This is a genomic window from Gordonia alkanivorans (genome assembly GCF_004011905.1).
GTDB classification, from domain to species: Bacteria; Actinomycetota; Actinomycetes; order Mycobacteriales; family Mycobacteriaceae; genus Gordonia; species Gordonia alkanivorans.
This window is the reverse complement of the sequence record NZ_CP027114.1, coordinates 1,043,372-1,068,190: the sequence shown is the minus strand read 5'-3', so window position 1 is coordinate 1,068,190 and position 24,819 is coordinate 1,043,372. Positions and strand designations below refer to the sequence as shown.

Sequence of the window (24,819 nt, the reverse complement as noted above, 5' to 3'; positions counted from 1 at the left end):
CCGCCCCCGAACGCGCGGAAGCCACTACCTCCCAGGTAGTCGGAACGACACTCTCAGTCGAGCCAGTCCAGCACCGACGCCGCGGTCCAGCTCTGCTGCATGCTGCCGAGAGGCTCGCCGGTGAAGGGCTCGTAGTACTCCGCGAACGAGCCGTCGGTGGCCTGACGCAGACCCTCCTCGCGGAGCCGCGCCGAACGCTCGGTCCAGCCCCGACGCGCGAACGCCCAACTGAACAGCCAGGTCATGACCGGCCACACCGGACCACGCCAGTACTCGCGGGGTCGGAAGTCAGCCGAGATCGGCGACGTCGACGGTGGGACGGCGTACCGAAGGTCGGGATGTCCGCAGAAGCGCGGGCCCTCGAACAGCCGGAGCAGCGCGCGTTCCCGCTCACGGGGGAGCCCGCCGCAGATGAGCGGAGCGAACGCGGCGATGGTCTCGGTGGTGATCCAGGAGTTCGCCCGCAGATCGAAATCCCTTGCGGCACCGTTACGGTCGTTGGCCGCGGCGACCACGCCGGAACGGAACCGGTCGGCCCAGGCGCGCAGGTCGCGAACGTCGGCCAGCGGCTTGGAATAGTCCTCGCCGATCGTCGCGAGCACGTCGCAGGCGACGGCGAAGATCGCGCTGACGAAGACGTCCTCGACGGCGAAACTCATGACCTTCGGCAACAACTCGTCGTCGTAGTTCGCACGCTTCATCTGCTCGACGAGCCAGATGTACCGGTCGTACTCGAGGTCGGTGGGCCGCATCGACAGGTCGGTGACGTGATCGAGATCGGCACGCTGGTACGGCGGAAGGTCTAGTCCGGGAACGACATTCGCATACGCGGAGTCCCAGCGCGGCGAGTTGTCCATGCCGGATTCCCAGCCGTGGAAGATGGTGATCCGGCCGCGTCCCATCGGATCCCGGGCGTGGGCCAGCCAGCGATGCCACCGCACCAGCGAACTCCAGCGGCGGTCGATGAACTCATTGGCCACCGCCCGCGTCGTACGACCGTGACGTCGGGAGTGGTCGAGAATGCGCTGCACCGCGATCGCGTGGACCGGCGGCTGAGTGATGCCCGAGGTGTCCGGGAAGTCGGGGGCGCACTCGGCCAGTCGTGCGCACTCCCAGCGGGACGGGCCGGGAAAGTATCCGTCACGGCCGTTGGCGAACACGATGTGCGGGATCATGCCGTTGCGCCACTGGGCCGACAGCAGGGTGTCCATCTCGATCACCGCACGCTCGACGGACAGCGGCGCGAGACCGACGGTGACGAACGCGGCGTCCCAGCTCCACATGTGCGGGTACAGCTTGGGCGCCGCACTGGTCATGGTGCCCAGGTCGTTGCCGCGCAGCAGATAAGCGGCACGTGCCGACAGCTGCGTTGGGGTGAATCCGTACCTGGCCACGCCGACGATTGTGCCCCCCGGCGCGCACGTCTGCTCATCGAGGCGGCCTCGATACGCGGCGTCCTCACTCGCCTCGGTCGTCGTCACCGGGCCGACGGAGGGTGGGCATGACGATTTCGGCATCCGGGTCGCCGCAGTAGGGTTGGCAGAGTGCCCACCGCATTGATCACCGGGGCCAGTCGCGGCCTCGGCGCACAGATCGCCCGACAGCTGGCCCCCACGCATGACCTGTTGCTGGGCGGCCGTCCCTCACCCGAACTCGACCACCTCGCCACGGAGCTCGACGGCGCGAGCACCTTCGCCGTAGAACTGACCGACTACGACGAGGTCGCCGCCGCGGTGGAGACCATCAGCGAACTCGACGTGCTGGTCCACAATGCCGGCGTCGGCAGCAGTCTCGAACACGTCTCGGACACCCCCGTCGAGGAATGGCATCACGTACTCGAGGTGAACCTCGTGGCGGTCGCCGAACTGACGCGGCTCCTCCTGCCGGCGCTGCGGCAGGCAGAAGGGCACGTCGTCTTCGTGAACTCCGGAGCCGGCCGGTCGGCCAAGCCGCGCTGGGCGCCCTATGCGGCAAGCAAGTTCGGCCTGCGCGCACTCGCCGACTCCCTACGCGCCGAAGAGCCGACGCTCCGGGTCACATCCGTCTACCCCGGACGCATCGACACCGACATGCAGCGCGAGCTGGTCGCCATCGAGGGTCGCGACTACGACGCCTCGCAGTTCCTGCGCCCGGAATCGGTCGCGGCCGCCGTCGTGCACGCCGTCGAGACCCCGGCCGACGCCCATCCACAGGACATCGTGCTGCGGCCGACGGGGCGTGGGTAGCAGCTCAGAGCGGAGTCAGAGCTGCGTGAGGTCTTCCGGCCGCCAGACCGCGCGCATCGACGACACCTTGCCGTCGGCGTTGAAGACCATGATGTCGACCGGGGTGATCTCGAAGGCGAGTCCGGAGGTCTTGGTGACGAGGGTGAACTCGAAGACAGCGGTGTCGCCGGCGACCTTCTTCCACTTGAGGGCCGCGGTGCGCTCGTCCATGCCGGTGATCACCGAGTAGAACTCGACGAGCTGTTCGCGGGTGTTGCGGATGTCGGCGCCGATCGGGTCCTCGACCGTCGCGTCGGGCGCGTAGAGGTCGGCGATCTGTTCGGCGGTCCCGGTGTTCAGCAGCTCGACGTAGGCGTCGACCGCCGCGTCGATCTTGTCGGCGAGGTCGGCTTGCTCCACGGTCATGAATCCTCCAGAAATTAGAACGTGTTCTAGTTCCGCACCGTAGCACGCGCGTCCGTCGACCGGTGGATGTTTCCGGTGCCTGCACAGGGTTCTTTGATACGTTCGCCGCAAGAGTCTCCTCGGGCGTCTAGTCCGTGAAACGACGAGTCCCAGCAGCACGGAAAGGCCGGTATCCGTGACCCCGATCCTGGCTGCTCCTCTGGACCCCGGCAACGAGCAGGCCCGACGCTGGGCCGAGGACGAGCTGTCGAAGGACGTCTACCAGCCGCCGGAACCGTCGTGGTGGGACGAGTTCAGCGACGGCGTGTGGGAATGGATCGCCGACAACGTCCTCGACCTGTTCGGTGGTTCGGACACGATCCGGGCGATCGTCATCGTGCTCGCGATCCTTCTGGTCGTGGGCCTCGCCGTGCTCGTGACCCGCCGGGTTCGACGCATCCCGCGGGCCCCGACAACGGCCGACACCACCGCGGCCAAAGTGGTGCTGCCCGGTACGCGCTCGGCGAAGGAACTCCGGGCCGTGGCCGAGGACCGATACACCGCAGGCGACTACGACGGCAGCGTGATCCACGCCGTCCGTGCCCTCGCCCGCCGCGCCATCGAACGGGGTCTGCTCGCCGACGAGCCGTCTCTCACCGCGCACGAGGTGGCCGCCGAACTGGCACTCCGGTTCGCCGACCACGGCGTCGAACTGCGCCGCGCCGCTGATCTGTTCGACGCGATCGCCTATGGCGACCGACATGCGGCCGCCGGGTCGGCGCGTGCGGTGCTCGATCTGGAGCGTGCGGTGTCGTCCGCCCAACCGGCCGCGGCGGACACCTCAGGTCCGCGTCGAATGGCGGTGCCCCGATGACCACGACAACCCGTGCCCCGTCGATCGCGCTGTCCCCGCCGAAGCGCGGCACACCGCGGTGGATCTGGGTGCTCGTGGTGGTTCTGGTCGTCGTCGTGGTCGGCGGGATCGGCCTGCTCGGGGTATCCGCGCTGACCGTGTTCGGGGCGGAGCCCGGGCCGGGTGTGAGTTACGACCCCGACAACCCCCGACCCCAGGGCGCCCGCGCCTTGGCTCAGATCGTCGACGAGCATAGCGGCGACCTCCGACAGGCTCGCGGCCTGGACGAGTTCACCGACGCACCGCGCCCCGGCAGCAACACGACGGTCGTCGTGTCGTCGGTGGGTGCGTTCAACCCGGGTACGGCGCAACAGTTCCTCGACCGGGTCTCCGAGGCGCACCGGGTGATCCTGATCGCGCCGCAGGACTACGCGCTGTCGCTTCTCGGACTGCCCGTTCGGCTCGAGTTCGACGGCGCCCCGACCGGGGTGCCCGCCCGCTGCACGACCGGCGAGATCGCCCCCGACGACACCATCACGGGCGGCACGCTCGGTTACAGCACCTCCGCACCGGGTACGACGTCGTGCTTCACCACCGGCGCCGCGTCGAATGTGCTGTACCTTCCGGCCGCCGCCGGCCGTCCGGAGATCGTGGTCGTGAGCGGCGACATGCTGCTCAACGAGAACCTCGCGCTCCGCGACAACGCCGGCGTGACGACCCGGCTCTTCGCCAATGCCGACGACATCCTCTGGTACGTACCGTTCGTCACCGACGAGGTGCCGTCCGAGAACGAGGAATCCGACGTCCCGGCGGCGATCGGGCCGCTGATCGTGCTGGCCGCGTTCGCGGTTCTGGCCCTCATGCTGTGGCGGGGTCGCCGGTTCGGCGCGCTGGTCACCGAGCCGCTGCCGGCGGTCGTCAAGGCGATCGAGACCACCCAGGCACGGGGTCGGATGTACCACAAGGCCCGCGCGGATGCCCGGTCCGCCGCCGCTCTGCGCATCCACACGCTGGCCTCACTCGCGTCGTATCTCGGCCTGCCGTACGACGCCGGGAAGGCCACCGACCAACTGGCCATACCCGGATGGGAATCGATGGTGGCGCATGAGGAAACCGCCGACCCCGCGGTGCACGCCATCATCATCACAGTCGTGTCCGTCACCGGCCGGGACCTAGCCCGGGTGCGGGCCCTGCTCGCCGGACCGCTCCCCACCACCGACACCGGCCTCGTCCTCTTCACCAGCGAACTGACCGCCCTCGACAAGGAAGTCCGACAAACGCCATGACCGTCGATCCATCCCGCACCTTCGGCCCCGGTCCGTTCGAGATCGCAGCACCGCCGCAGAATCCGCACGGCGGCCCCGCCCCGTCGTCGAACACTGCGCGCGACGCACTCGGTGCGGTACGTGCCGAGGTCGCCAAAGCGGTTGTCGGACAGGATCAGGCGGTCGCAGGCATCCTCATCGCACTGCTGTGCCGCGGGCACGTCCTGCTCGAAGGCGTACCCGGTGTCGCGAAGACACTCCTCGTCAGATCGGTCGCGGCCGCGCTCGACGTCGAGACCAAACGCGTCCAGTTCACCCCCGACCTGATGCCCGGCGACGTGACCGGTTCACTCGTGTTCGACGCCGCCAGTTCCCAGTTCACCTTCCGCGAAGGCCCGGTCTTCACCAATCTCCTGCTGGCCGACGAGATCAACCGCACCCCGCCGAAGACGCAGGCGTCGTTGCTCGAGGCGATGGAAGAACGGCAGGTGACCGTCGACGGCGTCGGCCGTCCGCTGCCCAGCCCCTTCCTGGTGGCGGCGACGCAGAACCCCGTCGAATACGAGGGGACCTACCCGCTGCCGGAGGCCCAGCTCGATCGCTTCCTGCTCAAGGTGACGCTGCCGCTGCCGCCCCGCGAGGACGAGATCACCGTTCTCACCCGGCATGCCGCCGGGTTCGATCCGCGCAATCTCGCCGCGGCGGGGCTCCGACCGGTCGCCTCAGCCGCCGACGTCGAGGCCGGCATCGAGCAGGTCCGTTGCGTCGGCGTCGCCCCGCAGGTGGCCGCCTACATCGTCGACATCGCCCGCGCGACACGGTTCTCACCGTCCCTGGCCCTCGGCGTCAGCCCGCGCGGCGCGACGGCATTGCTCGGGACCAGCCGGGCCTGGGCATGGCTCAACGGACGTGACTTCGTGACCCCGGATGACGTGCAGGCGCTGGCACAGTCGACGCTGGCGCACCGGTTGTCGCTGCGTCCGGAGGCCGAACTCGAAGGCGTGTCCGTGAGCTCGGTCCTCGACGCCGCCGTCAACTCGGTTCCCGTCCCGCGCTGATGTTCCTCACCGGCCGGTTCCTGATCCTGGTGCTGCTCGGCGCAGTGCCGATCCTGGTATGGCCGAACTATGCCGTCCCGGTGCTGTGGGTCCTGTTCTGCGTGCTCCTGATGTGCCTCGACCTCGCGCTCGCCGGGTCGACGAAGACCGTGACCCTGGCACGGTCGGCGCCCGGTCCGGTCCGGCTCGGCGAGACCACCTCGTGTTCGGTCGCGGTCACCAACAACGGAAGCAGCACGTTCCGCGGCGTCCTGCGCGACTGCTGGCAGCCGTCGGCCGGTGCCACCGACGACGAGCATCGGCTCACCGTGCCCCCCGGCGAACCACGCACTGTGACCACCACTCTCACCCCGACGCGCCGTGGCGACCGGCTCGCGGTGCGGGTGACGGTTCGTCGGCTCGGCCCCCTCGGACTCGCCGGACGGCAACGCGGTGTGCCGCTACCCGGTCGGGTCCGGGCGCTCCCGCCGTTCGGTTCACGGCGACTGCTGCCCTCCCGGCTCGCCCACCTGCGTCAGCTCGACGGCCGGTCCGCGGTCCGGATACGCGGACAGGGAACCGAATTCGACTCGCTGAGGGACTACGTCGAAGGAGACGACGTCCGCAGCATCGACTGGCGGGCGACAGCACGACGCCGTTCGACCGTCGTGCGTACCTGGCAGCCGGAGAAGGATCGTCACATCGTCATCGTGCTCGACACGTCGCGCACCTCGGCCGGTCGCGTCGGCGACGTCCCACGCCTCGACGCGGCGATGGACGCTGCTCTACTGCTCGCCGCGCTGGCGTCGCATGCGGGCGACCGCGTCGACCTCATCGCAGGTGACCGACGCGTTCACCGACGAGTGGTCGGGGTGGGCCGGACGACGCTGCTCAACAGCCTGGTCTCTGCGATGGCGAACCTCGAACCGGCTCTGCTGGAGGCCGATTGGCCGATGCTCGGGGCGGAGGTCGCGAAGATCGGCCGTCAGCGCGCCCTGCTGGTGTTGCTGAGCCCGCTGGAGCCGGCCGCCGTCGAGGAGTCACTGCTGCCGCCGCTGTCGGTTCTCGCGCAGCACTACAAGGTGGTCATCGGATCCGTTGCGGATCCCGCACTGGAAGAGATGATCTCGGCCCGGGAGGATCCGGCGACCGTCTACGACGCGGCGGCCGCGGCCCGGACCGTCACCCTGCGGAATCGGACGGCCACCGCCGTCGGCCGACTCGGCGTCGACGTGGTGGACGCACCGCCGGACAAGCTCCCCGCGCGGCTCGCCGATCACTATCTGCTGCTCAAGTCGCGCGGGTTGCTCTAGGCGGTCAGCTCTTGGCCTGCACCGCGCGGTAGCCGAGGAAGCCCAGGTAGCCGGCGAGTCCGGCCAGGCCGAGCCGGCGGGTACGGGGAGACACCAGCGCGACGCCGATCGCGGTCTCGCACGCCCCGTTCCGGTAGGTCCAGGTGGTGGTGTCCTCGGGGAACACCGGCGCGGTGATCGGGGCGAACAGCTCCGGCTTGACGAAGTGCGTCAGACCGACCGCGGCGAGACCTCCGCCGATCAGCGAAACCGCGTCCAGGGACTTGTCGTTCTTGGCCATTCGGGTGTTCCTCTCGGGTGGATGCACTCCGTCCATTCCTACACGGTGGGCGCGGTGAGGCCTCGATCCAGCTCGGCGAGGTCGCCGGTTTCACCGGACTCGTGCGCACGACGTCCCGCGACGAAGACATAGGCCATGAACAGCAGCCAGGCGGTCACACCGATCCCGACACGCGCCCAGGTCGGAAGGGGAGAGGGGGTCACGAAGGCCTCGATGACGCCGCAGATCAGCAACACGACGACGAGTCCCAGGGCCACGCCGATCGCGGCCCGCCCCTCCTCACCGAGAGCGGCTGCGCGCGTTCGGTTCCCGGGTGACACCCACGACCAGAAGATCCGCAGGCCGACCCCCGCGGCGACGAACAGGCAGGTGAGCTCGAGCATGCCGTGTGGGAGGAGTAGCCCGAAGAACAGGTCGCCGCGGCCGTGCCGGATCATGATCGAGGCGATGACCACCAGGTTCAGGATGTTGGTGTAGAGCATCCAGATCACCGGCAGGCCGAAGATGCCGACGACGATGCACATCGCGGCGAGCCAGAAGTTGTTGGTCCACACACGCGCCGCGAACGAGGTCGCCTCGTATTCGCTGTAGTAGCTCTCGAAGTCGTTGGTGACGAGACGCTCGATCTCCTGCGGAGAGGCGAAGGAACTCTCGATGCGCGGGTGCTCCAGAACCCACCAGGTCATGACGGCGGCTGCGAGCAGGCAGACACCCATCACGGTCAGCCACCACCACCGCATCCGGTACAGCGCGGCGGGGAAGGAGATGGCGAAGAAGTCGATGAACGTCGACCAGGTACTCACCCGAGTGCCCGACGCCCGACCGCGGGCCCGCGCCAACAACGCCGACAGATACGCGACGAGCGAGGCGTCGGGGGCCGAGGAGCGGATCACCGAAAGGTGGGTGGCCACGCGCTGATAGGTGTCGATGATCTCGTCGGCCTCGGCTCCGGTCAGCCGACGTCGGCGCGACAGCGTGTCGAGTCGTTCCCACGTCGCGCGATGCGCGGACACATAGGCGTCGAGATCCACTCCGCCAGCGTAACCGGCATCCGACCCGGTGCAGAGCGTGTCATTCGACGGGCGTCGTGGCGTGTGCTCACACCGCGCGGACCGCAGTAGGCGTCGTATGGTGAGGCGGTGCCGCCCGGATCGTTGCCACCACGACCTCCGGTGATGGCGGGTGCGCCGGTCCCGGTCGGGCCGCCGCCGACCGTCTGGGGTGGCGGTGTCTCGGCCACCGTCGGCGTCGGCCGCAACGACCTCGTCTCCGGTGAGGCGGTCGCGCTCGCACTACCGCCGGGCGGTCTTGGCTACCGGATTCTCTCGGGGATGCTCGACGTCGCGCTGGGGATCGCTCTGTGGCTGTTCCTCTGGTGGCTGTCCTACACGGTGACCGGTGACCTGAACGACGCGTGGCGGGGCACCGTCAGCACGTTGCTGCCCATCGTCAGCGTGATCGCCCTACCGACCGTCACCGAGACACTCACCCGCGGCAAGACCGTCGGCCATCTGGTGGTCGGGCTACGCACCGTGCGAGACGACGCCGGGCCCACCGGTTTTCGGCAGTCGCTGACCCGAGCGCTCGTCGGGTTCGTCGAGATGTACGCCTGCCTGGGTCTACCCGCGGTCATCAGCGCGGCCATCTCTCGAAAGAACAAGCGTCTCGGTGATCTCCTCGCCGGGACCTATGTGATCCGCGACCGCCACCGCATCGAGGAGCAGCATCCCATCGAGATGCCCGCCGGACTCGCCACGTGGGCGGTGTCTGCGGATATCGCGGCCATTCCCGACGAGCTCGCCGTCGTCATCCGCCAGTTCCTCAACGGTCGACATGGCATGAAACCCGAGCCCCGCGCGGTCGCCGCGCGCCGACTGGTCTTCGCCGTCGCTCCGTTCGTGGCACCTGCTCCGCCGCGGGATGCACCGTTCGAAGACGTGCTGTGCGCGATCATGGCCGAACGTCGACGTCGGGATACCGAACGCCTGGAACGCGAGGCACGGCTACGGGAACGGTTGTTGCGCTGAGCCGAGCGGGCCGGTTGCCTCAGCCTCTCGTCACCGAGACGGCTAGCGGCCCAACCAGGTACGAGCCGCGACGACCAGCGCCCGTACTCCAGTACCCAGCGTCGGATCGATCACCGGAGCGTAATGCGGAGAGTGGTTCGACGGCACTTTCAGCAGCGCCGGGTCCGTCAGGTCGCCGGTGGTGAACAGAGAAGGATCGGCTCCGCCCAGCAGCCAGTACGAAAGAGGTGCACCACAACTCGTGGCCAGGATGCCTACGTCCTCACTTCCCGCACCTGCCCCCGGGTCGAGGATGTTGGACGCACCCAACCAGTCCGTGAAGGCATCCAGGGTCGTGCGCAGCGCGTCCGGGTCGTTGGTGACCACGGGAAAGCGTTCGATCTCGGTGATCGTCGGCTCGTCCGGCGCGCCCGACGCCGCCGCCTCGCCACGCACGATGCGCTCGACGCTGTCGAGGATCTTGCCGCGAACGGTCTCGTTGTAGCTGCGGATGTTCAGCTGGATCTCGGCCTCACCCGGAATCACATTCGCGGCGTCACCCGCGTGGATCGATCCGACGGTGAGCACCGCAGTTGCGGTACTCGGGATCTCCCGCGAGATGACGGTCTGCAGCCTCAGCACCGTGGCCGCGGCCAGCACGATGGGATCCACCGAGGCCTCGGGCATCGAGCCGTGTGCACCCCGGCCCACCAGCTTCACCCGCAGCGAATCCGACCCGGCGTACGAAGCTCCCGGGTGTCCGGCGATCTTGCCGGCCGGCAGCGGGGAGACATGCTGACCGAGCACGACGTCGGGCTTGGGAAAACGGTCCCACAAGCCGTCGTCGACCATCGCCTGCGCGCCGGCACCCAGTTCCTCGGCGGGCTGGAACACCAGGACAACAGTGCCCGACCATTCCGACGTAGTGGAGGCGAGGATGTCCGCCGCGGCCCAGCAGGCATGTCGTGTGCAGATCGTGGCCGCAGGCGTGTGCGACGGGAACCGTCTTACCCGTGTCGTCGGTGGCCGTGACGGTGCTGGCGTAGTCGAGCCCGGTGTCCTCGCGGACGGGTAGGGCATCCATGTCCGCGCGCATCGCGATCGTCGGACCGTCACCATTACGCAGGACACCGACCACACCGGTCCTGCCGACACCGGTGGTCACGTCGAACCCCGACGCTCGGAGCCGATCGCCCACCAGACCGGCGGTGCGGTGCTCCTGAAAGCCGAGCTCCGGGTGTCGGTGAAGGTCTTTGTAGAGGTCCTCCAACGAGGGATCGATGCGAATGCCTGCAGGTGCGGTCATGTCAGGACCTTCCGACGGGAGTCGTCCGGACCGAATTCCGGCCCAGCCTCCATCGTCACACGCAGTTGTTCTCGTCCATGCCGCTTTGGGAACCCGAGCGTCGTAGGACTGCCCAACACCTCACTTCAGGTCGGTGCTGGACTTTCCCAGAACGCGGCGGGCGATGATCAGCTGCTGGATCTGCTGAGTGCCCTCGAAGATGTCGAGGATCTTCGAGTCACGTGCCCACTTCTCGAGGAGAGAGGTCTCCGAGAAGCCTGCTGTCGCACCGATTTCCACGGCCTTGTTGGTGATCTCGGTGACCGTGCGCCCCGCCTTGGCCTTCGACATCGAGGCCTCGGTGGAGTTCGGCTGGGCGTTGTCGGCCATCCAGGCGGCCCGCAGCGTGTGCAGCCACGAGGCCTCCCACTCCGATTCGAGGCGGATGAATTCGGCGACGGTCGCATGCTGGGCGGCTGCCGGCCGGTCGTAGTCGATCTCGTGGCCGGCCTCGTCGAGCATCCGGCGGAGCTCCTCGAGGGCGGCGCGGCCCAGGCCGATCGCCATGGCCGCGACGACGGGACGGGTGTTGTCGAAGGTCTGCATGACCCCGCCGAAGGCCTTCTTGGTGTCGATCTCCGGCGAACCGAGCAGATTCTCGGCGGGGACGCGGGCGTTCTCGAAACGGATCACGGCGGTGTCGGAGGCCTTGATGCCGAGCTTGTGCTCGAGGCGGGCGACCGTCACGCCCTCGGTGGTCATCGGGACGACGAAACTCTTGATGGCCGCGCGGCCCACACTCTTGTCGATGGTCGCCCACACGACGACGTGATCAGCGCGCGAACCGGCGGTCACGAAGATCTTCTCGCCGTTGATGACGTAGTCGTCGCCATCGCGGGTTGCCGTCGTCGACACCGCCGCGGAGTCCGACCCGAAACTGGGCTCGGTGATGGCCATCGCCGCCCAGACGTCGGAGAACTTCTCGAGCTGTTCGGGGTTGGCGACGGCCGCGATGGCGGCGTTGCCGAGTCCCTGACCCGGGATCGAGAGCAGCAGGCCCACGTCGCCCCAGCTCATCTCGAGTGCGGAGATCAGGCCGCGCATGTTGGCGCCGTTGACCGACGGTCCGTCGTCGCTGCTCGACGAGTCGGCCGCCTTCTCCGACCCGCGTCCCTGCTTGGCGAGCTTCGCCAGGTCGTCGAGTTCCGTGGGGTATTCGTGCTCGGCCTTGTCGTACTTGCGAGAGATCGGCCGGAAAATGTGCTCGGCAGCCAGATGGGTGCGCTCGACCGTCGAATCGAACTTCTTCGGGAGCTCCAGGTTGATCGCCATGGCATGACCTTACTGCTCGGTAAGTTAGTTGCCAAGTCTTTCCCCGTCACACCCGCCGAATAGCCTGGAGACGTGGCTTACGACGAGGAACTCGCCTTCCGCATCCGCGCGCTGCTCGCGGCGGAGGTCGGCGTGGACGAGGTCCCGATGTTCGGCGGCCTGGCCTTCCTGATCAACGGCAACATGGCCGTCACCGTGAGCGGCAAGGGCGGGATCATGGTCCGCGTGCCGCCCGAGGAGACCAGCACCCTGCTCGAATACCCGCACACCGCGCCGATGCACATGTCGGCGCGCGAGACACTCGGCTGGCTGCGCGTCTTCGAGGATGGGATCGCGTCCGATCGGCAGCTGACGCGCTGGGTCACCATCGGCGCCGACTACGCCAGGAGGCTCCCGCCGAAGTGAGACGGGAGCTCGGCGGCACGGGCGTCAGCCGGGCATTGACGAACCCCCACGTTCAGGGCACCCGGTGCGAGATACTCGTGATTGCGATTCGAACGTGATGGCGTCGGGAACCGAACATCGATCTGAGCCGCGCAGACCGCAGGGCTTGCCGGTGGAGGAGTCCCGATGTCTGCCGATTTCTCCGACCGGACCGACTTCGACAATGCCACCCGCGGTCTGATCGGGGTACTCGACCCGGCCGTCGTTCACGGCGGCGACGGCCGAGTGGTCTACGACGCCGCGGGTTTCGCGGAGGCGACCGTCGGCGACTGCCCCGACACCGTCAACCCCAGTCTGTGGCGGCAGGCCCAGCTGACGTCAGTGCACGGGTTGTTCGAGGTGACCGCCGGTATCTATCAGATCCGTGGGTACGACCTGTCGAACATGACGATGGTCGAAGGGGACACCGGTGTGGTGGTGATCGACCCCCTGGTCTCGTCGGAATGTGCAGCGGCCGGCCTCGCCCTCTACCGCGAGCATCGTGGTGACCGTCCGGTGAGCGCGGTCATCTACACCCACTCTCACGTCGATCACTTCGGCGGCGTTCTCGGTGTCGTCGACGCCGACACGACGGTGCCGATCGTCGCGCCCGAACACTTCCTCCAGCATGCCGTCTCCGAGAACGTCTACGCCGGCACCGCGATGCTACGGCGCAGCATGTACCACACGGGGATCGTCCTGCCCGTCGGTGCAACCGGAACCCTCGGTGCTGGCCTCGGGCCCAGTACATCTACCGGCACAGTGGGTTTGATCGCGCCGACGCTCGACATCACTCACACCGGACAAGAGGAGACCTTCGACAATGTCCGGATGGTCTTCCAGGTCACGCCGGGAACGGAAGCCCCGTCGGAGATGAACTTCTGGTTCCCCGATCACCGGGCACTGTGTCTGGCAGAGAACGCAACTCACAATCTCCACAACCTCCTGACACTCCGTGGGGCACAGGTCCGCGACGCCCGTGTCTGGTCCCGGTATCTCAGCGAGGCGATCGAGATGTTCGCCTACGACTCCGATGTCGCGTTCGCTTCGCACCATTGGCCGACCTGGGGGACCGACGAGCTGCTCGTCTATCTGACCCAGCAGCGCGATCTGTATGCATACCTTCACGATCAGACGCTCCGGCGACTCAATCAGGGCCACCTCGGCAGCGAGATCGCCGACGACTTCCCGATGCCGCCGGCTCTCGATGCCGCCTGGCACGCCCGTGGGTACTACGGCTCGGTCAGCCACAACGTCAAGGCCATCTATCAGCGCTACCTCGGCTGGTACGACGGCAATCCGGCGCACCTGTGGCAGCATCCACCGGAAGCCGCCGCCGCACGTTACGTGCAGGCGCTCGGCGGCGTCGAGGAGACGGTCGCCAAGGCGAAACAGTTCGCCGACGACGGGGATCTGCGATTCGCCGCAGAACTCGCCGGTCATGCGGTCTTCGCCGAGCCGGGCCATGCCGGCGCGAAAGAGTTGCTCGCGCAGGTCTTCACGACGCTGGGTTACGGCGCCGAGTGCGCCACCTGGCGCAACAACTTCCTCGTCGGAGCCGACGAACTCGGTGGGCAGGTCCATGCCGCCCCGATCAACGCATCCGGGGTTTCCTCAGCGCTCACCGTCACACAACTCTTCGACAGTCTCGCCATCCGCCTCGACGGTCCACGGGCCTGGGACCTGTCGTCCTCAATCCGTTGGCATTTCACCGATCTCGACGAGACCTACCGGATGGAACTGTCGAACGGAGTCCTGATCCACCATCCGACGCGGCGGCAGGATCCCGCCGACCTCGTCGTGACACTCACCAAACGCGATCTGCTCGGACTTCTCACCGGCGCGTCGGCCGACGGTGTCGGTCTCGAGGGCGACACGTCGGTGATCGGGACCATCATCGGACTGATCGACAACCCCGACCCAGGGTTCGCGATCGTGACGCCGTGAGCGTAACCGTTGGATCGAGAGGCGTCAGGGGACGATGTTGACCATGCGGCCCGGGACCACGATCACCTTGCGCGGCTCGGCACCGTCGAGGAGAGCGGCGATCTTCTCGTCGGCGAGGGCGGTGGTACGCAGGGTTTCCTCACCGGCGTCGGCGGCGACCGTGATGCGACTGCGAACCTTGCCCTTGACCTGAACCGGGATCTCGATGGTGTCCTCGACCAGCCAGGCCTCGTCGGCCACCGGGAACGGCGCACGGACGACGAGGGTGTCGTGGCCCAGGCGGTGCCACAGTTCCTCGGCGATGTGCGGTGCCAGCGGCGCGAGCATGATCACCAGAGCTTCGACGGCATCCCGTGGGGCACCGGTCTTCTCGAAGTTCTTGGTGAGGTGGTTGGTCAGCACGGTCAGCTTGGCGACGGCGGTGTTGTTGCGCAGCGCGTCGTAGTCCTCGCGGACTCCGGCGATCGTCTTGTGCAGCAACCGCTTGGTGTCGTCGTCGGACTCGGCGTCGGCGACCCGCGACGCGCCGGACTCCTCGTCGACGACGAGACGCCAGATGCGCTGCAGGAAGCGCTGCGAGCCGACGACGTCCTTGGTCGCCCAGGGGCGGGACTGGTCGAGCGGGCCCATGAACATCTCGTAGACGCGCAGGGTGTCGGCACCGTAGTCGCGGCAGATGTCGTCGGGGGTCACCGAGTTCTTCAGTGACTTGCCCATCTTGCCGTACTCCTGGTTGACCTCTTCACCGTTGTAGAAGAACGTGCCGTTCTCCTCGGTGACCTCCTCGGCCGGCACGTAGATGCCGCGCGAGTCGGTGTAGGCGTACGCCTGGATCATGCCCTGGTTGAACAACTTTCGGTACGGCTCGCGGCTGGTGACGTAACCGAGGTCGAACAGGACCTTGTGCCAGAACCGCGAGTACAGCAGGTGGAGCACCGCGTGCTCGACACCACCGATGTAGAGATCGAGGCCACCCGGGTCGTTCGGACCGTGCAGCTCCGGACGCGGCCCCATCCAGTAGGCCTCGTTGTCCTTGTCGCACAGGGTGTCCTGATTGGTGGGGTCGATGTAGCGCAGCTGGTACCACGAGCTGCCCGCCCACTGCGGCATGACGTTGGCGTCGCGGGTGTACGTCTTCGGACCGTCACCGAGATCGAGTTCGACGGTCATCCAGTCGGCGGCCTTGGCCAGCGGCGGCGACGGCTCGCTGTCGGCGTCGTCGGGGTCGAAGGAGACCGGCGCGTAGTCCTCGACCTCCGGGAGTTCCACCGGCAGCATCGATTCCGGCAGGGCGTGCGGCTGACCGTCGGCGTCGTAGACGATGGGGAACGGCTCGCCCCAGTACCGCTGACGGGCGAACAGCCAGTCCCGCAGCTTGTACTGGATCTTGCCGGTACCGACGCCGTCGGCCTCGAGACGCTCGACGATGGCGGCCTTGGCGTCCTCGACGTTCAGACCGTTCAGGAAGTCGGAGTTCACCAGCGGACCGTCGCCGACGTAGGCCTCGGCCTGCACATCGGTGTCGGAGCCGATGACCTCGATGATCGGCAGGCCGAAGACGGTCGCGAACTCGTGGTCGCGGGAGTCGTGCGCCGGGACCGCCATGATGGCGCCGGTGCCGTAGCCCATGAGGACGTAGTCGGCGATGAAGACCGGAACCTGGTGTCCGTTCACCGGATTGATCGCGAAGGAGCCGGTGAAGACACCGGTCTTCTCCTTGTTCTCCTGACGCTCGAGATCGGACTTCGCCGCGATCGACGCACGGTAGGCGGCGATCGCCGACGCCGGATCATCCGCGCCGCTCCCGGCGCCGCCGGTCCAGCGGTCGTCGGTGCCCTCCGGCCACGCGTCGGCGGTCAGCGCATCGACCAGCGGGTGCTCGGGTGACAGCACCATGTAGGTGGCGCCGAACAGGGTGTCGGGGCGGGTGGTGAAGACCTCGATGTCGCCGACACCGGGCGCACTGAACCGGACCTGGGCGCCGCGCGAACGGCCGATCCAGTTGCGCTGCATGGTCTTGACCTTCTCCGGCCAGTCCAGCAGGTCCAGGTCGTCGAGGAGACGGTCGGAGTAGGCGGTGATCCGCATCATCCACTGCCGCAGATGCTTCCGGAAGACCGGGAAGTTGCCGCGGTCGCTGCGGCCGTCGGCGGTGACCTCCTCGTTGGCCAGCACGGTGCCCAGACCGGGGCACCAGTTGACCAGCGAGTCACTCAGGTACACGAGACGGTGGTCGTCGATCACCGCGGTGCGCTCCGCCGGGGAGAGGTCCGCCCAGGACTTGCCTGCGTGCTCGCCGGTGAGTTCGCGGGTGCCGGCGACGAACTCGTCGACCAGCTCGGAGATGCGTCGGGCCTTGCCCTGATCGGCGTCGAACCAGGCGTTGTAGATCTGCAGGAAGATCCACTGCGTCCAGCGGTAGAAGTCGACGTCTGTGGTCGCGACACGACGACGCTCGTCGTGGCCGAGGCCGAGGCGTCGGATCTGACCCAGGTAGCGCTCGATGTTCTGCTCGGTCGTGGTCCGCGGGTGTGTGCCCGTCTGGACGGCGTACTGCTCGGCGGGCAGACCGAAGGAGTCGAAGCCCATCGTGTGCAGAACGTTCTTGCCGGTCATCCGCTGGTAGCGCGCGAAGACGTCGCTGGCGATGAAGCCCAGCGGGTGGCCGACGTGCAGACCCGCGCCGGAGGGGTAGGGGAACATGTCCTGGACGAACAGCTTGTCGGGGGCGTCGGCGCCGCCGCCGCCGAACGCGCTCAGGTCACCGGCCAGCGGTCCGACGGGGTTGGGTGCCTCGTAGGCATGCTCGTCGGACCAGGTCTGCTGCCAGCGCTGCTCGAGCTCGCCCGCAACCTCCGCGGTGTAGCGGTGAGCGGTGGCGCCGGCGGAGCCGTTGGTGCTGGTGGTGTCGACTGAAGTCACCCGACCAGGGTAAATCCTGGGCCCGACCAGCCTGAAATCCGGTCAGCCCGTCACCCGCGACCGGGCGCGTGCCTCTATGAAGTGCAGCTCACCGACCATCCTCGATTCGGTTGCGCGGTGGACGCGGTCGTATGCTGTGGGTCGTGAATGCCCTGTCCGTCGCCGTTGCCGTGCTGCTCTTCGCGTTGGCCGGGCTCTGGGCCACGGTCGGGGTCCGCGGGCTCCGCGGCTCACTCCCGCGCAATCGCCGCTTCGGCGTTCGTACCGACGAGACCATGCGCTCCGACGAAGCCTTCCGCGTCGCCAATCGCGTGGCCGCACCGGGCACCCTCGGCGCCGGCGTGATCCTCGTCCTCGGCGCCGTCGCCACCCTCGCCGTCGACGGCGGCTGGTCGATCCTGTTCGGTGTGGTCGCCCTGGTCGCCGCGCTGGTCATCATCGGCTTGGTCAGCGCCATCGGGGTCCGCGCCGCCGCCACCGTGCCGGCCGAGGACGCGGGTTGCTCCTGCTGCTCGGGACACGACGACGGCCACAGCCAGGCCGAGCCGGCCGGGGAGCAGGGCACCTCCGAGCCCGCCGCCGACTGCGGCACCAGCAGCTGCGGTGCATGCTCGCTGCGCGGCGTCTGCTCGAGCGACACCGCGCAGGCCTGACCAGGCCTGCCGCCGGCAGCTCGGACGTATGCGCACGCTCAAGAACCTTCTCGACCGCTCGCCGATCGACGGATTCATCCTCGCGATCGTCGCCGCGGTGGTCGTCGCCGCTTTCCTACCCGTCCGCGGGGCCGCCGGAGAAGTCCTCGACTGGGTCGTGATCTTCGCGATCGGCGCCCTGTTCTTCCTCTACGGCACGCGGCTGCACCCCCGAGAGGCCCTCGAGGGTCTGAAGCACTGGCGCCTGCACGTGACGATCCTCGCGTTCACGTTCGTGGCGTTCCCGATCATCGGTCTGGCCCTGAAGCCGGTCGTCGAGCCGCTGATCGGTTCCGACCTCTACGCCGGACTGCTGTTCCTGTGCCTGGTGCCCTCGACCGTGCAGTCGTCGATCGCGTTCACCTCCATCGCGAAGGGCAACATCGCCGGCGCGATCGTCAGCGCCTCCGCGTCGAACATCCTGGGCGTGTTCCTCACCCCGCTGCTGGTGGTCGCACTGATGCACAACACCGGCGACGCGAGCATCGACGCGACGTCGATCCTGAAGATCGTCGCGCAGATCCTGGTGCCGTTCGTGGTCGGTCAGCTGGCTCGGCCGTGGGTCGGGCCGTTCTTCGCCCGGCACGCCAAGATCACCAAACTCGCCGACCGCAGCACCATCGTCCTCGTGGTCTACGTCGCCTTCAGCGAAGGCGTCGTCAACGGCATCTGGTCGTCGGTCGACGCCGCACAGGTGATCGCCGTCGCGGTGTGTCAACGGCCAGTTTGATGTCCCCGCTGGTGGCCAGGTAAAAGTCCCCACCCTGTGCGGGATGTTCTAGGTCGGTGGCACCTCCGTTCGGTGTGTCATGCGGTAGGAGTCGCCGTCGGTGATGACGATGGTGGCGTGGTGCAGGAGCCGGTCGAGGATGCTGGCGGCGGTGGTGTGTTCGGGCAGGAATCGTCCCCATTGTTCGAAGGGCCAGTGGCTGGCGATCGCGAGAGATCGGCGTTCGTAGGCGCCGGCGACGAGCCGGAACAGCAGTTGGGTGCCGGTGTCGTCGAGCGGGGCGAATCCGATCTCGTCGAGGATGAGCAGATCTTGGCGCAGCAGGGTGTCGATGGTTCTGCCGACGGTGTTGTCGGCCAGCCCGCGATACAGGGTCTCCACGAGGTCGGCGGCGGTGAAGTACCGCACTTTGTGTCCGGCGTGCACTGCGGCGATCCCCAGCCCGATCAGGGTGTGACTCTTACCCGTCCCGGCAGGGCCGATCAGGGCGACATTATGTTGCGCCCGAACCCATTCCAGTGAAGACAGGTATTCGAAGGTATTGGCCGGAATAGAGGATGCGGCCACGTCGAACGATTCCAAGGTTTTGGTGACCGGGAACCCGGCAGCTTTTAGTCGGTTGCGGATGTTGGAGGCATCACGAGCGGCGATCTCGGTTTCCACCAGGGTTCGCAGTACTTCTTCGGGTGTCCACCGCTGGGTTTTCGCGGTGAGCAGGACCTCGGGTGCGCTGCGGCGGATCGAGGCCAGTTTCAATCGGCGTAGCGCGTGATCGAGGTCGGCCGGTAGCGGCGGCACTGTCTGAGGTGCAACGGGTGTCGATGTTGTGGTGGTCATGACACCTCCTTGTCGCCGGCGCCCAGCTTGTAGGCATCCAGCGAGCGGGTGGGCGCGGTAGGCAGGTGACCCAACAGTGCTGTGCCGGCCGGTCGCGGGTTGGGGGTGCCGGCTCCGGCATCGAGGATCGAGCGCACATCGGCGGCCTTGAACCTCCGGAACGCCACCGCCCTGGTCAGAGCGGTGAGCACCTGTTCGCGGCCGTGGGAGGTGACGAGCCCGAGGATGTCATCGAGTTCACCGCCCAGGCGGGTGTTCCCGATGGCCGCGGCACCGACCAGGAACTGCTCAGCAACCTCACCGAGATCGCAGAACTGTTTCTCTACCGCAGTTTTGGGCCGTGGTGCACGACTGGGCGGGGTGCGTGGCCCCCCGTAGTGATCATCGTTGAGGACGACCTCACCAGGTGCGGCCAACAGATGATCGGCGACCACCTCACCGGAGGCAGGTTCGGCGATCAGGAGCCGCTCACCGTCCTGGATGAGGGTCACGGTGGTGCCGATGAGCCGGTTGGGTACCGAGTAGCGGGCCGAGGCGTACCGGATACACGAGAGGCGATCGACCTTACGGGTGACCGGCGGTGGACCGACCTGGGCCCGCAGAGACGGCAACGGGCTCAATGTGTCTCGTTCGATCGTGAGTTGGTCAGCAGGCACGCACAGTGTGTCGCTGTGACGGCGGGTGTTGACCTCGACACACCAGTCCCGCGCGGCCCGGTTCGCTGCGTGCACATCCAGCTGCACGTCGTCACGACCAGCAGCGATCTTGGCTTCGGTCCACAACGGCTGCGCCAGATCCGACTGCGCGTACCCGCAGAGGTTCTCCACGATCCCTTTCGATTCCGGATCGGCGCCGTGACAGAAGTCCGGGGAAAACCCGTAGTGGGTGGCAAACCGCACATACGTGGGGGTGGGTACGACGACGTTGGCGACGACTCCACCTTTGAGGCAACCCATCCGATCAGCGAGTACCTTGTTGGGCACTCCACCGATCTCTTCTAACGCTTCGGCGATGAATCCGAGTGTGGTGATGGATGTTTCGTTGGTGGCGAACCGAACGAACCGCCACCGCGAGAACGCCAACACCGCGCAGAACATGTGCAGCCCGCCGATAGCGGCCCAATCGATGACCAGGTAGTCACCCGGAGCCCACACCGCCGGGCGGCGGCCACGATGATGATCACGGCGCCACTGTGTTTTCTCCTGGGCGACGAGACGACGGAAGTTGCGGGCCGAGCCCTCATAGCCCGCGGCACGTGCTACCGGCAGCAGTCGCTTGGCGGTGATCCGGCCGTGTGACCGCTCGACTCGCTCAGCGACCAACTCGGCGACCGCATCGTAGTTGCGGGCCCGTTCCTTGCGGTCGGGTGGTTGATCGTCGGCCTCGAACCGGTCGACCACACGCTTGACGGTCTTGTGGGTGGTGCCGCACACCTCGGCTGCGGCGCGATAGCTTCCGAGTTCTCGGTAAGCAGAAATGATGTCCATACGGTCCTTCGCAGACTTCAATGGAACTCCCAGGCGGTGATGGTGATCGGTTGGCACCTTCACCGTCATCGCCTGGGCCCTCAGTTCCGGGTCGACACGACGAACACAGGGTGGGGACTTTTATCTGGCCACCAGCGGGGACCTCGACCTGGCCACCAATGGGGACTTTCTCATGGCCATGGACACGGTGATCTCGCTACTTCTGGTGCTGATCATGCTCGTCATCACCGGCTGGGTGCCGAAGAAGCTCGGCTTCGACCGCGCCGACACCATCGCCATCCAGTTCTGCGGCACCAAGAAGAGCCTCGCCACCGGACTGCCGATGGCCACCGTCCTCTTCGCCGGCTCGACCGTCGGCCTCATCGTCCTACCGCTGATGATCTTCCATCAGATCCAGCTCATCATCTGCTCGTGGCTGGCGACGCGGTACGGACGTGAGGCGGAGGCGGTCGAGGCCGGCTAGCTGACGCAGGCACGCTACTTTGACGAAACTTTGGGGCAAATGACACTTTGTCACTAGCCCCAAAGTAGGATCAAAGTCATGTCCGGTATCGATACTGCTCTGTCTAGAGTTCGCTCAGGTACCTCTGCTGACTCGGTTGAGTCTTCGACCCTGGACTTCAAGACCGAGAAGCAGGGTGGGTTCAAAGAGACCGCGGTGGATCTTGCGGAAGCATGCGTGTGCTTCGCGAACTCGACCGGCGGAATAGTTGTACTCGGGATCAAGGACAAGCCGGGAGGGGCCGATGCATTCGTCGGAACGTCAATCAACGCCGACAAACTGCGATCCACGATCTATGACCGCACCGAACCCCACCTGACAGTGAGTATCGAAGAAGTTCACTACGAGGGTTCGCGGCTACTGCAGGGTAAGTCCCCTGGGGTGGTGGGGTTTCCGTGCTGAGGTGAGGCCGTCACAGAGCGTGTCGGTGCCCCTGTCGAGGCGGGCCATCGCGTAGTGGTCAGTGAGTTACCTACCAAGTGACTCAACAGAAGGACACACAACGCGATGACCCACGACCATTCTGCCTTGCTCGCCCATCTTGATGCACTCAGCTCCGCCGGTTCCGGCGCGGTGTTCGCCGAGTTGATCCGGGCGGGGCTGCAAGCGCTGATCGAGGCCGAGGCCACTGAGAAGATCGGCGCGCACCGCTATGAGCGTTCCGCGGAACGCTCAAACATCCGCAACGGCCACCGCACCAAGACCGTGTCGACGACCTCCGGCGATGTCGAAGTCAAGATCCCCAAGCTGCGAGCTGGGTCGTTCTTCCCGAGCCTGCTCGAACGACGCAGACGCATCGACAGAGCCCTGCACGCGGTCGTGATGGAGGCCTACGTTCACGGCGTGTCCACACGCTCGGTCGACGATCTCGTCAACGCCCTTGGCGTCTCCTCGGGCATCTCCAAGTCCGAGGTCTCCCGCATCTGCGCCGGCCTGGACAAAGACATTGCCGCGTTCCGCGAACGCTCCCTGACCCACACTGAGTTTCCTTACGTGTTCGCTGATGCCACTTTCTGCAAGGTTCGGGTCGGCGCCCACGTGGTATCTCAAGCCCTGGTCGTGGCGACCGGGGTGTCGATCGACGGCACCCGCGAGGTGTTGGGTACCGCGGTCGGTGACAGCGAGTCCTTCGAGTTCTGGCGTGAGTTCCTCGCCTCTCTCAAAGCGCGGGGCCTGTCGGGGGTACATCTGGTGATCTCCGATGCCCATGCGGGACTGAAAGCCGCTGTAGCCCAGCAATTCACTGGATCATCGTGGCAGCGGTGCCGAGTACATTTCATGCGGAACCTGCACGGCGTGGTTTCGGCGAAACAGGCGCCGGTGGTGACCGCGGCGGTCAAGACCATCTTCGCTCACACCGAGCCCGCCGAGGTCGCCACGCAGTGGGACCAGGTCGCCGACACCCTGGAATCGTCATTTCCGAAGGTCGCAGCAATGATGGCCGAGGCCAAGTCCGACGTGCTCGCTTTCACCGCCTTCCCCAAGGCCCACTGGCAGAAGATCTGGTCCAACAACCCGATCGAACGACTCAACAAGGAGATCAAACGCCGCGCCGATGTCGTCGAGATCTTCCCCAACCCCGCCGCGTTCCTGCGGTTGGCGACCGCGGTCGTGATCGAGGCCCACGACGAGTGGCAGGTCACCCGCCGCTACCTCTCCGACATCAGCATGGCCGAACTTCGCAAGGTCATCGCCGCCAAACACCACGCTGCCGAAACAGTCGACGAAACACGCCAAATCGCCTAACATTCGGCACGACTCGTTGATCACAACGCGCTGCTCACGCGATCCGAAGTCCACCACCCCACGGGGCGCTGTCCTACTGCAGATCACAGTGCCAGAGGGCCTCGAAGTCTACTCAACGTCCCAAGGCGAGTACCGCCAGCGCTGGATGTCTGAGTGCCGTCCTATGGATCCGGGCGCGGTCGCGCGATTGAGTGACGAACGGCGCGGAAACGACTGGTCTGCAGAGTCATCGGGCACTCCGATCGACGCAGTCGACACAACCGCAATAGAGAAAGTCCGTGAGCTCCTGCGTCTGACCGACGACGACGCCAGGGTTCACTTGTCACGCTCTAGCCCAGCGGAAATCGTGCGTCGACTCGGGTTAGCAGCGGACGACGGATGCCTCACAAGGGCAGGCGAGATCCTCCTTGTCGAGAGGTCGTCAAGTGGCCCACAAGAGCTACTCGTTTATCAACACCGCCGCACCCCCAGCGGCGAAGCCGACTTCAGTCGCCGATGGGGCACGCCGCTGGTGACAACCTTCGCCGAGGTCCTTGAGGTGATCTCAGCCCGTCTCTCTGTCACACCCATAACCGTTCGCTCGGGCCAGCAACTCGCAATCGAGGACTTCTCGTCGATCGCCATCCGCGAAGCGCTCGCCAACGCCCTGATCCACCGCGACCTACGCGAAAACCAGCCAGTCCAAGTACGCCACTCGCCCGCAACGCTGAACATCAATTCCCCTGGCCCGCTAGTAGCTGGCGTCACTCCAGACAACATCCTCACGCGTGGAACGAAACCGAGATACCCATCGCTCGCCAAGGCCTTCAACACCCTCGGTTGGGGGGAATACCTCGGCCAAGGAGTAAATCGGATGTTTCGCGAAATGGCGCGAAGCGGACGGCCTCTGCCCGAAATCCAGAGTTACCCCGACCGCGTAGAGGTGCTGTTCAGGGGTGCCCCACCAAATATCCATGTCGCTCGACTGGTTGTAGAGCTGCCCGAGGACTTGAAGAACGACACCGACACTCTGTTGATACTGATGCGATTGTGCGCCAAGAAGAGTGTGACCGCGCAGCAAATAGCACCGATCATCCAACGTTCGGTCGAAGATGCGGAGTCTGCTCTTCGCCACGCAAGCCAACCCGAGGTCGAGCTTGTCGAGCCCACAGCAGGGACGCGAAATCGCAAGTATCCCAATTACAGATTCCGTGGCGATGTACTCGCTCGCCTTGGCCCTGCGGTCGCCTATCACTCTCGTACAAGCAGCGAAGTCGACCGGAAGATCATCGACCATGTCCGGGAATACAACTCAATAAACAACGCGACAGTTCAGCGTCTATTCGACATCGACGTTTACGGTGCACGCGACATTCTCAAGAATCTTGTCGGGCGTGAAGTCCTAACCCGGGTATCCACTCAGACCCGTGGCAAGGCCGTGAAGTACGGACCGGGACCGAGATTCCCCGCGAAGAAGACAAGACGGAAGCAAACCTCCAAGGGTGAATCGCTCACACTGTTCTCGGACGGCTCGGAGTAGCTGCTTCGATCACGACGGTGGGAGTGAATCAACA

Annotated in this window: 20 protein-coding genes and 3 pseudogenes; 14 read left to right on the top strand and 9 right to left on the bottom strand. The window is 66.5% G+C overall.

The features are described from left to right. Positions 1-53 precede the first annotated feature (53 nt). Complete coding sequence (ggh, locus tag C5O27_RS04885; RefSeq protein ID WP_006361121.1) at positions 54-1,394, bottom strand: glucosylglycerate hydrolase; 1,341 nt, start codon at positions 1,392-1,394, stop codon at positions 54-56. Between the two features lie 150 nt (positions 1,395-1,544). Between ggh and C5O27_RS04880 the strand changes: the two genes are divergently transcribed. Then, positions 1,545-2,225, top strand: coding sequence for an SDR family oxidoreductase (locus tag C5O27_RS04880; RefSeq protein ID WP_006361122.1), 681 nt, complete (start codon positions 1,545-1,547; stop codon positions 2,223-2,225). 15 nt (positions 2,226-2,240) lie between these two features. Here the strand turns inward: C5O27_RS04880 and C5O27_RS04875 are convergent, their stop codons facing one another. Then, positions 2,241-2,630 carry a nuclear transport factor 2 family protein gene (locus C5O27_RS04875; RefSeq protein WP_006361123.1) on the bottom strand — a complete coding sequence of 130 codons (390 nt, stop codon included), beginning with the start codon at positions 2,628-2,630 and terminating at the stop codon, positions 2,241-2,243. Positions 2,631-2,805: 175 nt separating this feature from the next. On the opposite strand from C5O27_RS04875, the gene C5O27_RS04870 reads away from it, so the two are divergent. From C5O27_RS04870 to C5O27_RS04855, 4 genes are read left to right on the top strand one after another with little or no spacing between them, the layout of a single operon-like run. Next, complete coding sequence (locus tag C5O27_RS04870) at positions 2,806-3,483, top strand: DUF4129 domain-containing protein (protein WP_006361124.1); 678 nt, start codon at positions 2,806-2,808, stop codon at positions 3,481-3,483. Further along, positions 3,480-4,748 (top strand): DUF4350 domain-containing protein, encoded by a 1,269-nt coding sequence (locus tag C5O27_RS04865; protein WP_006361125.1) that lies wholly within the window; start codon positions 3,480-3,482, stop codon positions 4,746-4,748. The genes C5O27_RS04870 and C5O27_RS04865 overlap by 4 nt, the downstream gene beginning before the upstream one ends. Beyond that, positions 4,745-5,785 carry an AAA family ATPase gene (locus tag C5O27_RS04860; RefSeq protein ID WP_006361126.1) on the top strand — a complete coding sequence of 347 codons (1,041 nt, stop codon included), beginning with the start codon at positions 4,745-4,747 and terminating at the stop codon, positions 5,783-5,785. The genes C5O27_RS04865 and C5O27_RS04860 overlap by 4 nt, the downstream gene beginning before the upstream one ends. Next, a complete protein-coding gene (locus tag C5O27_RS04855) occupies positions 5,785-7,077 on the top strand; it encodes a DUF58 domain-containing protein (RefSeq protein WP_127962056.1) in 1,293 nt (430 codons plus the stop codon). Before C5O27_RS04860 ends, C5O27_RS04855 begins: the two co-directional genes overlap by 1 nt. A gap of 4 nt (positions 7,078-7,081) precedes the next feature. Here the strand turns inward: C5O27_RS04855 and C5O27_RS04850 are convergent, their stop codons facing one another. After that, the gene (locus tag C5O27_RS04850) at positions 7,082-7,357 is read right to left on the bottom strand and encodes a hypothetical protein (protein WP_006361128.1); all 276 of its coding nucleotides are present in this window, start codon (positions 7,355-7,357) and stop codon (positions 7,082-7,084) included. A 38-nt stretch (positions 7,358-7,395) separates the two neighbouring features. After that, entirely contained in the window at positions 7,396-8,388 is a 993-nt protein-coding gene (locus tag C5O27_RS04845) for a stage II sporulation protein M (protein ID WP_006361129.1), read from the bottom strand. Between the two features lie 144 nt (positions 8,389-8,532). Here C5O27_RS04845 and C5O27_RS04840 point away from each other — a divergent pair, with 144 nt between their 5' ends. Next, the gene (locus C5O27_RS04840; protein WP_006361130.1) at positions 8,533-9,384 is read left to right on the top strand and encodes an RDD family protein; all 852 of its coding nucleotides are present in this window, start codon (positions 8,533-8,535) and stop codon (positions 9,382-9,384) included. A 42-nt stretch (positions 9,385-9,426) separates the two neighbouring features. On the opposite strand, the pseudogene C5O27_RS04835 reads toward C5O27_RS04840, so the two are convergent. Together C5O27_RS04835 and C5O27_RS04830 are read right to left on the bottom strand one after the other, a co-directional pair. Beyond that, a pseudogene (locus C5O27_RS04835) lies at positions 9,427-10,669 on the bottom strand (amidohydrolase). Between the two features lie 120 nt (positions 10,670-10,789). Next, positions 10,790-11,980, bottom strand: coding sequence for an acyl-CoA dehydrogenase family protein (locus tag C5O27_RS04830; protein WP_127962055.1), 1,191 nt, complete (start codon positions 11,978-11,980; stop codon positions 10,790-10,792). 72 nt (positions 11,981-12,052) lie between these two features. On the opposite strand from C5O27_RS04830, the gene C5O27_RS04825 reads away from it, so the two are divergent. Continuing rightward, positions 12,053-12,385: a TfoX/Sxy family protein gene (locus tag C5O27_RS04825; protein WP_006361133.1), complete on the top strand. Its 333-nt coding sequence runs from the start codon at positions 12,053-12,055 to the stop codon at positions 12,383-12,385. Between the two features lie 165 nt (positions 12,386-12,550). Continuing rightward, positions 12,551-14,350: an alkyl/aryl-sulfatase gene (locus C5O27_RS04820; RefSeq protein ID WP_127962054.1), complete on the top strand. Its 1,800-nt coding sequence runs from the start codon at positions 12,551-12,553 to the stop codon at positions 14,348-14,350. A gap of 24 nt (positions 14,351-14,374) precedes the next feature. Here C5O27_RS04820 and leuS read toward each other — a convergent pair whose 3' ends face one another. Then, complete coding sequence (gene leuS / locus C5O27_RS04815) at positions 14,375-17,272, bottom strand: leucine--tRNA ligase (RefSeq protein WP_035753922.1); 2,898 nt, start codon at positions 17,270-17,272, stop codon at positions 14,375-14,377. Between the two features lie 131 nt (positions 17,273-17,403). On the opposite strand from leuS, the gene C5O27_RS04810 reads away from it, so the two are divergent. Together C5O27_RS04810 and C5O27_RS04805 are read left to right on the top strand one after the other, a co-directional pair. Beyond that, on the top strand, positions 17,404-17,925 hold the full coding sequence (locus C5O27_RS04810; RefSeq protein WP_127962053.1) for an SdpI family protein: 522 nt from the start codon (positions 17,404-17,406) through the stop codon (positions 17,923-17,925). Between the two features lie 28 nt (positions 17,926-17,953). Next, positions 17,954-18,676 (top strand): annotated as a pseudogene (locus C5O27_RS04805) (bile acid:sodium symporter family protein); the annotation flags it as partial. Positions 18,677-18,742: 66 nt separating this feature from the next. On the opposite strand, the gene istB reads toward C5O27_RS04805, so the two are convergent. Both istB and istA read right to left on the bottom strand, forming a co-directional pair. Beyond that, entirely contained in the window at positions 18,743-19,531 is a 789-nt protein-coding gene (gene istB / locus C5O27_RS04800) for an IS21-like element helper ATPase IstB (RefSeq protein ID WP_062394395.1), read from the bottom strand. Further along, a complete protein-coding gene (gene istA, locus C5O27_RS04795; protein ID WP_127962052.1) occupies positions 19,528-21,039 on the bottom strand; it encodes an IS21 family transposase in 1,512 nt (503 codons plus the stop codon). Before istA ends, istB begins: the two co-directional genes overlap by 4 nt. Before the next feature lie 163 nt (positions 21,040-21,202). On the opposite strand from istA, the pseudogene C5O27_RS04790 reads away from it, so the two are divergent. From C5O27_RS04790 to C5O27_RS04775, 4 genes and pseudogenes are all read left to right on the top strand, one after another. Then, positions 21,203-21,481: pseudogene (locus C5O27_RS04790) on the top strand (bile acid:sodium symporter); the annotation flags it as partial. A gap of 78 nt (positions 21,482-21,559) precedes the next feature. Continuing rightward, positions 21,560-21,922, top strand: coding sequence for an AlbA family DNA-binding domain-containing protein (locus C5O27_RS04785; protein ID WP_244216592.1), 363 nt, complete (start codon positions 21,560-21,562; stop codon positions 21,920-21,922). 105 nt (positions 21,923-22,027) lie between these two features. Beyond that, positions 22,028-23,266 carry an IS256 family transposase gene (locus C5O27_RS04780; protein WP_127962051.1) on the top strand — a complete coding sequence of 413 codons (1,239 nt, stop codon included), beginning with the start codon at positions 22,028-22,030 and terminating at the stop codon, positions 23,264-23,266. A 511-nt stretch (positions 23,267-23,777) separates the two neighbouring features. After that, on the top strand, positions 23,778-24,785 hold the full coding sequence (locus tag C5O27_RS04775) for an ATP-binding protein (RefSeq protein ID WP_244216591.1): 1,008 nt from the start codon (positions 23,778-23,780) through the stop codon (positions 24,783-24,785). Positions 24,786-24,819: the final 34 nt, after the last annotated feature.